This window comes from Micromonospora sp. D93 (genome assembly GCF_018070365.1).
Taxonomy (GTDB): Bacteria; Actinomycetota; Actinomycetes; order Mycobacteriales; family Micromonosporaceae; genus Micromonospora; species Micromonospora ureilytica.
Genome location: NZ_JAGPXW010000027.1, coordinates 95,182 through 109,611, shown reverse-complemented (window position 1 = coordinate 109,611; position 14,430 = coordinate 95,182). Strand labels below are relative to the sequence as shown.

Here is a 14,430-nt window from a genome sequence, read left to right as displayed (position 1 = left end):
ATGCCCCTGACCCAGGCCGCGCAGACCGTCCAGGTCTCCGCCTACCCGGACGCCTACGCCCAGTGGGAGCAGCAGGCCACCGACCTCGTCACCCAGCACTGGAACAGCTGACCCGCGAACCCGCACCACCGCACCACCACAACCAGCACGACACCGACCGCTGGCACCGGCGGAGGCGGATGACGTCGACCAACCGGATTCGCCCGCAGATCTTGGACACTTTCCGTTCTGCGCTAACGGAAAGTGTCCAAGATCTGCGTGCACGGTCCGTATCGCCGGTCAGTCGGCTGGCCCGCAGGGCAGTCGCGGGAGCGCGCAGGACAGGTCCCCGACGCAGCCCGCCGACCCGCAGGTCACGTCACGGACGCAGCCCGCCGACCCGCACAGCACGTCGCGGGCGCAGCCCGCGGGTAGCGGCTGTTGTCGACCCGGGTGGTGACGCTGGGCCGTGGATCAGCGAACGTTGACGGTGATCGTGTGCCAGCCGGTGGCGCCGTCCGGGACGACGTCCTGCGTACGTTCGGTTTGGGTTTCGCCTGTCGCGTCCGTCGCTCGGACCTGGAGCCGGTGTTCGCCCGGTGTGGCGTCCCAGCGCCAGGACCACTGCACCCAGGTGTCCACCGACACGGTTGGCGCCAGCTCGGCCTGCTGCCACTGGCCGTTGTCGACGCGTACCTCGACTCGGCGGATGCCTCGGTGCTGCGCCCACGCCACCCCCGCGACGGTCACCGGTCCGGCGGTCAGCCGGTTGCGCCCCCGGGGCGTGTCGATCCGCGACTGGGTCTTGATCGGCCCTTGGGGGGACCAGCCGCGCGGCACCCAGTACGCGTCGAAGTCAGCGAACCGGGTCAGCTCCAGTTCGGTCACCCACTTGCACGCTGACACGTAGCCGTAGAGGCCCGGCACCACCACCCGGACCGGGAAGCCGTGCTCGACCGGTAGCGGTTCACCGTTCATTCCCACGGCCAGCAGCGCGTCCCGTCCGTCGCGCAGTGCGGCGGTGGGGGTGCCGCAGGTCCAGCCGTCGACGGACCGACCAACGACCTGGTCGGCGTCGTCGTCGGGCTCGACCTCGTCCAGCAGTTCCCGCAGGGGTACGCCGAGCCAGCGGGCGTTGCCGATCAGGTCCCCACCCACCTCGTTGGAGACGCAGGCGAGCGTGACGTACCGCTCGACCAGTGGTCGAGCCAGCAGGTCCGCGTAGCTGTAGGTGCGCTCCCTGCCGACCCGCCCGTGGATCCGCAGCCGCCACGTGTCCGGGTCGACCTGGGGCACCACCAGCGCGGTGTCGATCCGGTAGAAACCGAAGTTCGGGGTGACGTACGGGGCGAGCTGGGCCAGTGAAAGGTCCGCGCCTGCCGGCACGGCCGGTGCGGGGGCGACAGGCGCGGGCAGGCGGATCGCGTCCCGGGCCGCGGACACGCCGCGCCGGCCTGCCAGCCAGCGCCCGCCGAGACCGGCCACCACCGCCGTGCCGAGCAGCACCCCGCTTCCGGTGAGGAACCGCCGCCGCGACTCCGGGTCCACTTCGACGGGCCCGACCGGCTCGACCGCGCCCGTCGGCCCAGCGGGAGTCACCGGCACCGGACCGGCGGGCGACACCGGACCAGCGGACGGCACTGGGCCGGTGGGCGACACCGGGCCGGCAGGCGACACCGGGCCGGCAGGCGAGGCTGGGCTGGCAGGCGGAGTGGGTGGTGACCAGGACCAGGGGTTCAGCTCGAACGGGCCGGCGATGAACAGCCAGAGCACCAGGGCGCCGAGACCGGCGCCGACCAGGGACGGCAGCGCGTCGGCGAGGTCCGCGCCGGATCGGGTCAACGCGGCGGCCACGCCGATGGCGCCGAACGCGGCGATGCCGGCCAGGCCGAGTGTCAGTCGGCGAACCGCCAGTACGCCGAGGAGCGCGGCGAAGCCGCCCAGCAACAGGGCCGTGCCGACCAGCAGCGCGATCTTGTCGGCGGTGCCGAAGAGGTCGATGGCGAGTTGCTTCAGCGACTCGGGGACGGCGTCGACGATGACCCCGCCGACCGCGACCAGGGGCGCCGACCGGGGGCCGGTCAACACCGCGACCGGTTCGGCGATCCCGATCGCGACGGCGGCGGCGGTGATTCCGGCCAACGCGGCGTACCGCCGTGACGTGGTGCTCATCGGCCCAGTGTGCGCGATCATCTCGCCCGGTCGCCAACAACGTCAGCGTTCGGTAATGACCTACGGGCCCGCAAGAACGAGCCGGGCCCGCAAGAACGAGCCGGGGCACACCGCCGTACGACGGTGTGCCCCGGAAGGGGTGTCGCTACCGGATCAGAAGCCCGGGCCGTGCTGGTGGCCGTGACCGTGGCCGTGCCCACCGGCGCCGGCCGGCTCGGCCTGCTCCGGCTTCTCCACCACGAGGCTCTCCGTGGTGAGCAGCAGACCGGCGATCGAGGCGGCGTTGGTGACCGCGTTGCGGGTCACCTTCACCGGGTCGATGATGCCGGCCTTGACCAGGTCGACGTACTCGCCCTTGGCGGCGTCGAGGCCGTTGCCCCACTCGAGGTCGGCGACCTTCTGCGTCACGACGTAGCCGTCGTGACCGGCGTTCTGGGCGATCCAGCGCAGCGGCTCGACGAGCGCCTTGCGCACGACCGAGACGCCGACCTTCTCGTCACCGGTGAAGCCCAGGTCGTCGTCGAGCACCGAGCGGATCTGCACCAGGGCGGCGCCGCCGCCGGGCACAGTGCCCTCCTCGACCGCAGCCTTGGTCGCCGCGATGGCGTCCTCGATGCGGTGCTTGCGCTCCTTCATCTCGACCTCGGTCGCAGCGCCAGCCTTGATGACGGCGATGCCACCGGAGAGCTTCGCCAGCCGCTCGGCCAGCTTCTCCCGGTCCCAGTCGGAGTCGGAGGCCTCGATCTCCTTGCGGATCTGGGAGACCCGGTCGGTGACGTCGGCCTTCTGGCCACCGCCGTCGACGATCGTGGTGTTCTCCTTGTCGACCACGACGCGCCGGGCGGTGCCGAGCACCTCCAGGCCGACCTGGTCGAGCTTGTAGCCCAGCTCCGGGGCGACCAGCTCGGCGCCCGTGGAGATCGCGATGTCCTGGAGCATTGCCTTGCGCCGGTCACCGAAGCCCGGGGCCTTGACCGCGCAGACCTTGAGGGTCTTCCGCAGCGAGTTGACCACCAGGGTGGAGAGCGCCTGGCCGTCCACGTCCTCGGCGATGATCAGCAGGGGCTTGCTGTTCTGCAGGACCTTCTCCAGCAGCGGCAGCAGCTCCTCGATCGCCGAGATCTTCTGGGTGGTGACCAGGATGTACGCGTCCTCAAGGACGGACTCCTGACCCTCCAGGTCGGTGACGAAGTTCGGCGAGATGAAGCCCTTGTCGAACTGGAGACCCTCGGTCACGTCCAGTTCGGTGGTGAGCATCGAGCCTTCCTCGACGGTGATGACACCGTCGCGGCCGACGCGCTCCATCGCCTCGGCGATCAGATCGCCGATCGTGGAGTCCTGCGCGGAGATCGTCGCCACGTTCGCGATCGACTCCTTGCTGGTGACCTCGGCGGCGCGGCCGAGCAACGCCTCGGAGACCTTGGTGGCCGCCGCGTCGATGCCCCGCTTGAGGCCGGCCGGGTTGGTTCCGGCGGTCACGTTGCGCAGACCCTCGCGAACCATCGCCTGGGCCAGCACGGTCGCGGTGGTGGTCCCGTCGCCGGCGACGTCGTTGGTCTTCGTCGCCACCTCCTTGACCAGCTGTGCGCCAAGGTTCTCGTACGGGTTGGTGAGCTCGATCTCCTTGGCGATGGTCACACCATCGTTGGTGATCGTCGGCGCACCGAATTTCTTGTCCAGGACGACGTTGCGCCCGCGCGGGCCGAGGGTGACCTTGACCGTGTCCGCGAGGGCGTTGACACCGTGCTCCAGCAGGTGCCGGGCGTCGTCCGAGAAGCTCAGGATCTTCGCCATTAATGTCCCTTCGAAGCGCCATTGCCCCGGCCCGGCGAGCCGGACCGGGGCAATGGAACTGATCGGTTGCTTACTTCTCGATGACCGCGAGGACGTCGCGGGCGGAGAGCACCAGGTACTCCTCGCCGGCGTACTTGACCTCGGTGCCGCCGTACTTCGAGTAGAGGACGGTGTCGCCGACCTGCACGTCAACCGGAACCCGGTTGCCGTTGTCGTCGACGCGCCCCGGGCCCACAGCGAGGACGGTGCCCTCCTGCGGCTTCTCCTTGGCGGTGTCGGGGATCACGATGCCCGACGCCGTGGTGGTCTCAGCCTCGTTCGCCTGGACCACGATGCGGTCCTCGAGCGGCTTGATCGCAACCTTGGTCGCGGTAGTCACGGGCATACCCTCCTGGGGTACTGGTTTCGTTGCTGGTCAGCGGGGCTGACCAGCGTCAATCTGCCTCATGCCACCGGGCGGTGCCGTCGTCGCGGGTGCCGGTCCGCCTGGCGTGCGCACCCGGGTCGCGAGACCCGGAAGCTGGCACCCTCATGGTGAGAGTGCTAATCGCAGGTTATTCCGTGGCTAGCACTCCGTCAAGGAGAGTGCCAGCGAGTCGCGCCCCGCCAGCCCGGATTTCCGGGTTCACCCGGACAATGGCCGGGTGGATCTCGATCAGCTGGCGGCGCTGCGTACCCCCGAAGGGTCGGCCGCGCTCACGGCGGCGGCCGGGCTGGCCGGCGGTGACCCACTGGCCGCCGCATCGGCGCTGCGCGCGGCCGGGGTGCCGCCGACGTTGGCCGCGGCGGCACTCACCCAGGCCGAGCTGCGCCACCGGGCGGTCGGCAAGTTCGGCGTGGCCGCCGCTGGGATGTTCCTCACCCGTCCTGGCCTGGAGCAGGCCACCCGCCGGGTGGTCGCCGACCGTCGGGCCGCCCGGCTGCACGCGGCCGGCGTGCGCACCCTGGCCGACCTCGGGTGCGGGCTCGGGGCCGACGCGCTGGCCGCCGCCCGTGCCGGCATCCGGGTGTACGGGGTGGAGGCCGACCCGGCGACCGCCGCGATGGCCGCCGCCAACGCCACGGCGGCCGGGCTGGCCGAGCTGTTCACTGTCGAGTGCGGCGACGCGACCGGGTTCGACGTGTCAGGTGTCGACGGGGTCTTCTGCGATCCGGCCCGCCGCGCGACAGGCACCGGGCGGCGGATCTTCGACCCGCGCGCCTACTCGCCGCCGTGGGACTTCGTCACCGGGCTGGCCGAGCGGGTGCCGCGCACAGTGGTGAAGGTCGCGCCGGGCCTGGACCACGCGCTCATCCCGGCCGGCGCGGAGGCCGAGTGGGTCGGCGTGGACGGTGACCTGGTCGAGGCCGCGCTCTGGTGCGGCGAGCTGGCGGAGGTGCCCCGCCGCGCCACCCTCTACCGCCAGCGGGGCTCCGAGGCCCAGCGTCACCAGCTCACCGGCTCGGGTGCCGACGAGGCGCCGGTCGGGCCGCCGCGCCGCTACCTGTACGACCCGGATCCGGCGGTGGTCCGCGCGCACCTCGTCGCCGAACTGGCCACCGACCTGGACGCCACCCTGGGCGATCCGAGCATCGCCTACCTCTACGCCGACCAGCCGGTCCGCACCCCGTACGCGCGCTGTCTGGAGATCACCGACGTGTTGCCGTTCTCGCTCAAGCGCCTGCGGGCGCTGTTGCGCGACCGTCGGGTGGGCCGGGTGGAGATCCTCAAGCGGGGTTCGGCGCTCACCCCGGAGCAGCTCCGACGGGATCTACGGCTGGCCGGGGACGAGGCGGCGAGTCTGGTGCTCACCCGGGTCGCCGGCGCACCGACGGTGCTGATCGGCCGGCCGGTCGACTAGCGTCGCCGGTTGCCCACAGTGCTGGACGAATCCGCGCTGGGCCTCCCGACGATCTACGTCTCGGCTGGTCGGCGCGGTCTGCAACTCGAACTGGCCGCGGCGGATCTGGTGGCGCTGACCGACGCGCGTACCGCGCCGTTGCAGACCCCACTGACGACAGTCGTTACGTCGAACGCTCCGTGGGATACCCAGGGAGTAACAGTCGCGTTGCTGAATTGTTATCGCTCCCAACAAACTAGTGACCTGCGCGGTCTTGTGGAGCTGGTGTGACGCGAAATACGTTGCCGGACACAACAAAACAACACCTCCCCCACCTCCGAAAGGACCCTGCACATGCGTAAGGGGATCCTCACCATCGCCGCCGTGGGCCTGCTCACGACCGGCGGCTTGACAGCCTGTAGCGACGACTCCGGCAACGGCTCGGCCGACTCCAAGAAGACTCCCAAGATCGGCGTGATCCTTCCGGACAGCAAGTCCTCCCCCCGCTGGGAGACGGCGGACCGCCGCTTCCTGGAAGAGGCGTTCAAGGCCGCCGGCGTCCAGTACGACATCCAGAACGCCCAGAACGACAAGACCGCCTTCCAGACCATCGCCGACCAGATGATCACCAGCGGCGTCACCGCCCTGATGATCGTCAACCTGGACTCCGGCACCGGCAAGGCCGTGCTCGACAAGGCCAAGTCGCAGGGCGTCGCCACCATCGACTACGACCGGCTCACCCTCGGCGGCTCCGCCCAGTACTACGTCAGCTTCGACAATGAGTCCGTCGGGAAGCTCCAGGGCGAGGGTCTGGCCAAGTGCCTGACCGAGAAGGGCGCCAAGAACCCCGTCGTGGCGTACCTGAACGGCTCCCCCACCGACAACAACGCCACCCTGTTCAAGGCCGGCTACGACTCGGTGCTCAAGCCGAAGTTCGACTCCAACGAATACACAAAGGGCCCGGACGACGCCGTGCCGGGCTGGGACGGCCCCACCGCCGCGACCATCTTCGAGCAGCAGCTCACCGCGACCAAGGGCAAGATCGACGGCGTGCTGGCAGCCAACGACACTCTCGGCAACGCCGCCATCTCGATCCTGAAGAAGAACAAGATCAACGGCAAGGTGCCGGTGACCGGCCAGGACGCCAGCGTGGAGGGCCTGCAGAACATCCTCGCCGGTGACCAGTGCATGACCGTCTACAAGGCGGTCCGGGAAGAGGCCAAGGCCGCCGCGGACCTGGCCATCGCGCTGGCCAAGGGCGAGCAGAAGGACACCGGCCAGTCGGTGAAGGACGGTGACCGCGACGTCCCCTCGGTGCTGCTCACCCCGAAGGCCATCTACAAGGACAACGTCAAGGACGTCATCGCCGACGGCTACGCGACCAAGGAGCAGGTCTGCACCGGGGCCTACGCCAAGTTCTGCGCCGAAGCCGGCATCAGCTGACCGACGCCGCAGTACCCGCCGGAACGACCACCGCCGCCCGGCACGGGAGCACCCTCCCGTGCCGGGCGGCGCCCGCCGGACGGGCCCCGACCCTCCCTTAAGAAGGAGACCCCCGTGTCCGCGACCCCCCTGCTGGAACTCCGCGGGATCGACAAGAGCTTCGGTCCCGTCCAGGTGCTCCGCGACGTCGCCCTGACCGTCCACCCGGGCGAGGTGACAGCACTTGTCGGCGACAACGGCGCCGGCAAGTCGACCCTGGTGAAGTGCATCAGCGGCATCCACCCCTCCGACGCCGGAGAGTTCCTGTTCAACGGTGAACCGGTGCACATCGGCAGCCCCCGCGACGCCGCCACGCTTGGCATCGAGGTCGTCTACCAGGACCTCGCGCTCTGCGACAACCTGGACATCGTGCAGAACATGTTCCTCGGCCGGGAGAAGCGCAGCGGCATCGTCCTGGACGAGCCGACAATGGAACAGCTCGCCGCCGAAACCCTGGCCGGGCTCTCCATCCGCACCGTCACCTCACTCCGCCAGCACGTGTCCAGCCTCTCCGGCGGCCAGCGCCAGACCGTGGCCATCGCCAAGGCGGTGCTGTGGAACAGCAAGCTCGTCATCCTCGACGAGCCGACCGCGGCGCTCGGCGTGGCACAGACAGCGCAGGTGCTCGAACTGGTCCGCCGCCTCGCCGACAACGGCCTGGCCGTGGTGCTCATCTCGCACAACATGAACGACGTCTTCGCCGTCTCCGACCGGATCGCCGCGCTGTACCTCGGCCAGATGGTCGCCCAGGTGAAGACCACCGACATCACCCACGCCCAGGTGGTCGAGCTGATCACCGCCGGGCGCTCGGGCGGGCTCGGCCTCGCCACCGACCCGGGCAGCAACGGCGACGGCCCGCAGCCGGCCGACTCGATCTCAGGAGGCGTCCGATGACCACCACCGCCGTGCGGAAGGACGGCCCCACGGCCGTCACACCGGCGCCGACCGTCGGAGGCCACGTCCGCAACTACCTCAGTCGGGTACGCGGTGGCGACGTCGGCGCGTTGCCGGCCGTGCTCGGCCTGATCGTGCTCTGCAGCGTCTTCGCGATCCTGCGGCCGTCGTCGTTCCTGTCGGCCGGCAACTTCGCCAACCTCTTCACCCAGGGCGCGGCGGTCACGCTGATCGCGATGGGGCTGGTCTTCGTGCTGCTGCTCGGCGAGATCGACCTCTCCGCCGGCTTCGCCAGCGGCGTCTGCGCGGCCGTGCTGGCCAATGTGGTCACCGTGCTCGGCTACCCCTGGTGGGTCGCGGTGCTCGCCGCGGTCGCCACAGGTGTGGTCATCGGCACCACGCTCGGCATGCTCGTCGCGAAGATCGGCATTCCGTCCTTCGTGGTCACCCTCGCCGGCTTCCTCGCCTTCCAGGGCGTCGTGCTGCTGCTCGTGCAGGAGGGCACCAACATCTCCATCCGCGACGAGGTGCTGGTCGCCATCGCCAACCGCAACCTCGCCCCCGTCCTGGGCTGGACGCTGACAGCTGTCGCCGTCGTCGGCTACGCGGCGGTGCAACTGCTGCGCCACCGCACCCGGGCGGCCCGCGGTCTGATCACCGACCCGATCGCGGTGGTGGCGCTGCGGATCGGCGGGCTCGCCGTCATCCTCGGCACCGCGGTGTACGTGCTCAACCTGGAGCGCAGCCGCAACGTCCTCATCGTCTCGCTCAAGGGCGTGCCGATCGTGGTGCCGATCATCGCGGTGCTGCTGGTCATCTGGACCTTCGTGCTCCAGCGCACCAGCTACGGCCGGCACATCTACGCCGTGGGCGGCAACCGGGAGGCGGCCCGCCGGGCCGGTATCGGAGTCGACCGGATCCGGATCTCCGTCTTCGTGATCTGCTCGTCGATGGCCGCCATCGGTGGCATCGTGGCGGCCAGCCGGGCCAACTCCGTCGACCCCAACACCGGGGGCAGTAACGTACTGCTCTACGCGGTTGGCGCAGCGGTGATCGGCGGCACGAGCCTCTTCGGTGGCAAGGGCCGAGTCCTCGACGCCGTCCTCGGCGGCGCGGTGGTCGCGGTCATCGAAAACGGAATGGGCCTGATGGGGTACACCGCAGGAGTCAAGTACGTGGTCACCGGCGTCGTACTGCTGCTCGCCGCCAGCGTCGACGCGCTCTCCCGCCGCCGCGCGGCAGCCACCGGCACCCGCTGACCGCGCGGGAGGTAGCACCAGCATGCGCCCAGGACCGAGCCAGGATGACGTCCGACGGCAGAACCTCGGGGCCCTGCTACGCCACGTGCACGTCCACGGGGCGACCACGCGTGCCGAACTGACCACCACGCTGGGGCTCAACCGCAGCACCATCGGCGCGCTCACCGCCGACCTGTCCGCAGTGGGGCTGGTCAGCGAAGGGGCACCGAAGGAGACCGGCCGGGCCGGACGACCATCACTTGTCGTCCGGCCCGAGTCGGCCCGGGTCTACGCGTACGCGTACTCGGTGGAGGTGGACCGGCTACGCGCGGCCCGGATCGGGCTGGGCGGCGCGGTCCTGGACCGCCGGGATCTGGACCGGCCGCGCGGCCTGCTGGCCGCGGAGGCCGCACCGCTGCTGGCCGGCGCGGTCAAGGAGATGCAGCAGCTGGTCCCGGCGGACGCGATCTGCGTCGGTGCCGGCGTCGCGGTCTGCGGCATGGTCCGCCGGGACGACGGCCTCGTCCGGCTCGGCCCCACCACCGGTTGGGTGGACGAGCCGATCGGCGCGGCCCTCGCCGACGAGTTGGGCATCGACGTGCCGGTCACCGTGGGCAACGTGGCCGACGTCGCCGCGTTCGCCGAGCACGCGCGAGGTGTGGCCGCGGGTTGCGACAACGTCCTCTACCTGTACGGCGATGTCGGCGTGGGCGCCGGCATCATCGCCGGTGGGCGCCGGCTGACCGGGCACGGCGGCTACGGCGGCGAGGTCGGCCACATGAAGGTGGTCCGCGACGGCAGGCCCTGTGAGTGCGGCTCCCGGGGCTGCTGGGAGACCGAGATCGGTGAGCTCGGGATCCTGCGCGCCGCCGGACGCTCCGACGCCCGGGGCCGCGACGCGCTACTCGGGGTCTTCGACGCGGCCGACCGCGGGGACGCCCGGGCCCAGACGGCGGTACGCCAGGCCGGCGACTGGCTCGGCTTCGGGGTGGCCAACCTGGTGAACGTCTTCAACCCCGAGATGGTCATCTTCGGCGGCACCATGCGTGACCTCTACCTCGCCGCGGCGGCCCAGATCCGCAGCCGACTCAACTCGAACGCGCTCGGCGCCTGCCTGGAGCACGTCCGGCTGCGCACACCGAAACTGGGTACTGACGCGCCGCTGATCGGCGCCGCCGAACTGGCCTTCGAACGGCTCCTCGCAGACCCCCTCGACGTGGGCTGATCCGCGTACGCTGTCCGGCGTGGATGTCGAGCTGCGCGCCTCCGACGACGACCGCAACCGGGTGGTCGCCGCGCTGCACCAACACACCGCTGCGGGCCGGCTGACGTTGGACGAGTTCTCCGATCGGGCGGGTGCGGTGTGGACGGCCCGCACCCTCGGTGATTTGGCCGCGCTGACCCGCGACCTACCGGCCCTGCCCGACCCGATCGTCGACGCCGGCCCGATCCGGCGCGGGCGTCAGGAGTTGCTGATGGTCTTCGCCGCCGCGGCGCTCACCCTGCTGCTGCTCGGCGGCCTGCTCTCCGTCACCCGCTGATCCGGGTCGCCCCGCGATGAACTGATCGCGCGATCAGTCCGTACCAGTGGGCGGACGGGCAACCGGCAGGGTACGGCTGCCCGGCCCAGACGCGTTCCGGTCCGGACCGAGGAGGCACCACAGACATGGCACCGCTCAGATCCGCCCATCGCCGACTGGGCACCCGGACCCACCGAGCGGCGATGCTGCTCATCGCGATCATCGCGGCGGTGGGTGTCCTGCCTGGCATGGCCGTCGCCGCACCAGCCGGCGGCCAGCAGCTCAACGCCGCCGACATGACGTTGCTCAACGGGGTCCGGTTGGCCGGGTTGTGGGAGATGCCAGCCGGCCAGATGGCCGCCGAGAAGGGACAGTCGGCAAAGGTCCGGGAGATCGGCGCGGGCATCGCCGGCGAGCACCAGAAGCTCGACCAACTCACGGTGGACGCGGCCAACAAGTTGGGCGCGAGCATCCCCAGCGAGCCGACGGCCGAGCAGAAGGGCTGGCTGGCCGAGATGCAGAAGGCATCCGGCGCCCGGTTCGACCAGATCTTCGTCACCCGGCTCCGGGTCGCCCACGGCAAGATCTTCCCGGTGATCGGCGCGGTCCGGGCCAGCACCCGGGACGCCACCGTCCGCAAGCTCTGCGAGGAAGCCAACGCGTTCGTCCAGCACCACATGCAGATGCTGGAGAGCACCGGCCTGGTCCGTTGGCCGGAGCTGCCGCCGGCCGCGCTGCCCGCCCCGGGTGAGGACGGGCTCCTGGCCGCCGCCTCCGCCAACTCCGGCCCGCAGGTCGGAGTCAGCAGCACCGTCGTCTGGTTGGTCTTCCTCGCCGCGCTCGGCACAGGCGGAATCGCCACCTACCGAATGTTGCGCCGCAGCTGACCAGTCAGCCAGCGGCCTGGATGGTGGCTCGCGTCAGCGGTCTACCTGGGTGAAGTCCCAGGAGTGCGGGGCGCGGGCCACCAGCAGGGCTGGCGGGTCTGGCAGTGGGCGCGGATTGCTGCGCCACTTGGAGATGACCACCACGCGGTGGTCGGTGGAGGAGAAGACCTCGCTGGAGACGTGGAGCGGGTCGTGCTCCAACTCGGGCAGTGCGTTGTCGCACACCCAGGTGATCAGGTCGGCGACCCCGTACGCCTCGGCACGCGCCTCCCACATCCGCACGATCATGTCCGACGCTCCCGTCACACGCTGACCGTTGTCAACGGCAGTGCCGAATCGGCTGGCAGGTCCAGTCGACTCGGAGCGACCCCGGCGGCGACCAGGTGCGAACCGAGCGCGGCAACCATCGCGCCGTTGTCGGTGCACAGCTTCGGTCGGGGTACCCGGACCCGGATGCCGTACTTCTCGGCCCTCTGCTCGGCCAACGCCCGCAGCCGCGAGTTCGCCGCCACTCCCCCGCCGATGACAAGCGTCTCGATGCCCTGCGCGCGGCAGGCGGCGAGCGCCTTGCTGGTCAGGACGTCACAGACCGCCTCCTGGAAGGACGCGGCGACATCGGCCACCGGCACCGGCTCGCCGGCACGCTGACGGGCCTCGACCCACCGGGCCACCGCCGTCTTCAGCCCCGAGAACGAGAAGTCGTACCGGTGGGCGGCGAGGTCCTTCGCGGCGGTCAGGCCGCGGGGGAAGGCGATAGAGGCGGCGTCGCCGGACCGGGCCTCCCGGTCGATCGGCGGACCGCCCGGGAACGGCAACCCGAGCAGCCGGGCGACCTTGTCGAACGCCTCCCCGGCCGCGTCGTCGATGGTGGCGCCCAGCGGCGTGACACCCCGGGCCAGGTCGTCGACGAGCAGCAGGGACGAGTGGCCGCCGGACACCAGGAGCGCGATGGCGGGTTCGGGCAGCGGGCCGTGCTCAAGGGTGTCCACCGCGACGTGGGCGGCGAGGTGGTTGACGCCGTAGATGGGTTTCTCGGCGGCGACCGCGTACCCCTTGGCGGCAGCGACGCCGACCAGCAGCGCGCCGGCCAGCCCGGGCCCGGAGGTGACAGCGATCGCGTCGATGTCGGCAAGCGTGACGCCGGCCTCGGTCAGCGCCCGGTCCATGGTCGGCACGATGGCCTCCAGGTGTGCCCGGCTGGCCACCTCCGGCACCACGCCCCCGAACCGGGCGTGCTCCTCGACGCTGGAGGCGAGCGCGTCGGCCAGCAGGGTGTGCCCCCGCACGATGCCGACACCGGTCTCGTCGCAGGAGGTCTCGATACCCAGGATCAGTGGTTCGTCAGCCATGGTCGTGTGGTCCGTCCCCGGTCGGCTCGGCGTCGCGCCGCATGACCAGCGCGTCGGTGTTGCTCGGTTGGTAGTAGCCGCGTCGCACCCCGACCGGCTCGAACCCGTACGTGGCATAGAGCCGCTGGGCTGCGACGTTGTCCACGGCGACCTCCAGCAGGGTGCTGCGGGCGTCGCGCCGGACCGCCTCGGCGAGCAGTTCCTCCAGCAGGGCGCGGCCCACACCGCGCCGCTGGGCGTCCCGGCGGACGGCGATGTTCTGCACCCACACCTCGTCCGGCGGAGCTCCGGCGAGTCCGGCGTAGCCGAGCACCGACCCGTCCGAGTCGACGGCGACGCGGTAGTGGTGCCCGTTGGCGAGCTCGCTCCAGAACATGGCGGGCGACCACTTCTCGGCGCCGAAGAGGTCCGCCTCGATCGGCAACACGTCGTCGATGTGCCACCAGCGGAACGGTTCGAGCCGTACCGCCGTCATGGCAGGACCGGTTTGCGGCCGGTGGCCGCCACCGCGTCGGGGCGGCGCAGGTAGAGCGGGGTGAGCCGCTCACTGGCCGCGCCCGCCCGGATTCGCTCGGCGGCCAGCAGCGCCAACACTGTCGCGTCCGGGTAGCGCGGCTCGACCCGAACGGGCAGGTCCAGCACCTCGGCGTATCGGTGTGCCCCGTCACCGACCGCGATCGTCGCGCCCAGTTCGCGAGCGCGCGCAGCGGCGACCGCCGGTGCGGACACCTCAGGCCCGACGATCCGCTGACCGGCACCGTCGTAGACGGCCCAGTAGAGCTCCTTACGCCGAGCATCGCTGGCGGCCAGGAGCGGCGCGCCGGACGCCGCCGGGTAACCGATGGCGTCCAGCGAACAGACGCCGTACGTGGGGATGCCGAGCACCTGACCCATGGTCGCGGCGGTGACCAGGCCGACCCGTAGCCCGGTGAACGGCCCCGGGCCGAGCCCGGCGACGATGGCGGTCAGGTCACGGGGGCGTGCGTCGGCGTCGGCGAGGACCGCGTCCACCTGCGGCGCGAGCAACTCACCGTGCGCGCGGGCGTCGACCGTGCACCGGTGCGCCCGCGACGCCACGCCGTCTGCCGAGACCTCCACCAGCGCCGCGGTGACCGCGGGGGTCGAGCTGTCCACCACGAGTACGAGCACGGTAAGCCAGCCTAGCCGCCTCGTCCCGCGCCCCAGTCACGCCCCGCCCCGCCAGCGGCTGCGGACCTCGCCCCGCCGCAGGGCTGCCCCGCCGTCTCGTCCTGCTGCCCCGCCGCCTCGCCCTGGATACCACCACGCCCACAGCC

At 71.2% G+C, this 14,430-nt stretch carries 14 protein-coding genes and 1 pseudogene; 8 read left to right on the top strand and 7 right to left on the bottom strand.

What is annotated here, in order from left to right; all coding sequences use genetic code 11:
* Positions 1–453: 453 nt before the first annotated feature.
* From KBX71_RS25775 to groES, 3 genes are all read right to left on the bottom strand, one after another.
* On the bottom strand, positions 454–2,151 hold the full coding sequence (locus tag KBX71_RS25775) for a molybdopterin-dependent oxidoreductase (RefSeq protein ID WP_210820418.1): 1,698 nt from the start codon (positions 2,149–2,151) through the stop codon (positions 454–456).
* A 153-nt stretch (positions 2,152–2,304) separates the two neighbouring features.
* Positions 2,305–3,945, bottom strand: a complete 1,641-nt coding sequence (gene groL / locus KBX71_RS25770) for a chaperonin GroEL (RefSeq protein WP_124821690.1) — start codon at positions 3,943–3,945, stop codon at positions 2,305–2,307.
* Positions 3,946–4,015: 70 nt separating this feature from the next.
* Positions 4,016–4,330, bottom strand: a complete 315-nt coding sequence (groES, locus tag KBX71_RS25765; RefSeq protein WP_030330046.1) for a co-chaperone GroES — start codon at positions 4,328–4,330, stop codon at positions 4,016–4,018.
* A gap of 259 nt (positions 4,331–4,589) precedes the next feature.
* Between groES and KBX71_RS25760 the strand changes: the two genes are divergently transcribed.
* The 8 genes and pseudogenes from KBX71_RS25760 to KBX71_RS25725 all read left to right on the top strand — a co-directional run bounded on the left by KBX71_RS25760 (position 4,590) and on the right by KBX71_RS25725 (position 11,786).
* A complete protein-coding gene (locus KBX71_RS25760) occupies positions 4,590–5,786 on the top strand; it encodes a methyltransferase domain-containing protein (RefSeq protein ID WP_210820417.1) in 1,197 nt (398 codons plus the stop codon).
* Positions 5,787–5,921, top strand: a pseudogene (locus KBX71_RS34870) (Cys-tRNA(Pro) deacylase); the annotation flags it as partial.
* Positions 5,922–6,119: 198 nt separating this feature from the next.
* Positions 6,120–7,208 carry a sugar ABC transporter substrate-binding protein gene (locus tag KBX71_RS25750; RefSeq protein ID WP_210820415.1) on the top strand — a complete coding sequence of 363 codons (1,089 nt, stop codon included), beginning with the start codon at positions 6,120–6,122 and terminating at the stop codon, positions 7,206–7,208.
* A 114-nt stretch (positions 7,209–7,322) separates the two neighbouring features.
* Positions 7,323–8,141: an ATP-binding cassette domain-containing protein gene (locus KBX71_RS25745; RefSeq protein WP_124776161.1), complete on the top strand. Its 819-nt coding sequence runs from the start codon at positions 7,323–7,325 to the stop codon at positions 8,139–8,141.
* Positions 8,138–9,400, top strand: a complete 1,263-nt coding sequence (locus KBX71_RS25740; protein WP_210820414.1) for a sugar ABC transporter permease — start codon at positions 8,138–8,140, stop codon at positions 9,398–9,400. Before KBX71_RS25745 ends, KBX71_RS25740 begins: the two co-directional genes overlap by 4 nt.
* Positions 9,401–9,422: 22 nt before the next feature.
* Positions 9,423–10,604 (top strand): ROK family protein, encoded by a 1,182-nt coding sequence (locus KBX71_RS25735; protein ID WP_210820413.1) that lies wholly within the window; start codon positions 9,423–9,425, stop codon positions 10,602–10,604.
* A gap of 19 nt (positions 10,605–10,623) precedes the next feature.
* Positions 10,624–10,920 (top strand): DUF1707 domain-containing protein, encoded by a 297-nt coding sequence (locus KBX71_RS25730; RefSeq protein ID WP_210820412.1) that lies wholly within the window; start codon positions 10,624–10,626, stop codon positions 10,918–10,920.
* 125 nt (positions 10,921–11,045) lie between these two features.
* On the top strand, positions 11,046–11,786 hold the full coding sequence (locus KBX71_RS25725; RefSeq protein WP_210820411.1) for a DUF4142 domain-containing protein: 741 nt from the start codon (positions 11,046–11,048) through the stop codon (positions 11,784–11,786).
* Positions 11,787–11,819: 33 nt separating this feature from the next.
* On the opposite strand, the gene KBX71_RS25720 is transcribed toward KBX71_RS25725, so the two are convergent.
* Genes KBX71_RS25720 through tsaB form a run of 4 tightly spaced genes read right to left on the bottom strand, consistent with a single transcriptional unit; the run spans position 11,820 to position 14,284 of the window.
* A complete protein-coding gene (locus tag KBX71_RS25720) occupies positions 11,820–12,074 on the bottom strand; it encodes a hypothetical protein (protein ID WP_210820422.1) in 255 nt (84 codons plus the stop codon).
* A 14-nt stretch (positions 12,075–12,088) separates the two neighbouring features.
* A complete protein-coding gene (gene tsaD, locus KBX71_RS25715) occupies positions 12,089–13,135 on the bottom strand; it encodes a tRNA (adenosine(37)-N6)-threonylcarbamoyltransferase complex transferase subunit TsaD (RefSeq protein ID WP_210820410.1) in 1,047 nt (348 codons plus the stop codon).
* The gene (rimI, locus tag KBX71_RS25710; RefSeq protein ID WP_210820409.1) at positions 13,128–13,610 is read right to left on the bottom strand and encodes a ribosomal protein S18-alanine N-acetyltransferase; all 483 of its coding nucleotides are present in this window, start codon (positions 13,608–13,610) and stop codon (positions 13,128–13,130) included. The genes tsaD and rimI overlap by 8 nt, the downstream gene beginning before the upstream one ends.
* On the bottom strand, positions 13,607–14,284 hold the full coding sequence (tsaB, locus tag KBX71_RS25705) for a tRNA (adenosine(37)-N6)-threonylcarbamoyltransferase complex dimerization subunit type 1 TsaB (protein ID WP_210820408.1): 678 nt from the start codon (positions 14,282–14,284) through the stop codon (positions 13,607–13,609). Before tsaB ends, rimI begins: the two co-directional genes overlap by 4 nt.
* Between the last annotated feature and the right edge of the window lie 146 nt (positions 14,285–14,430).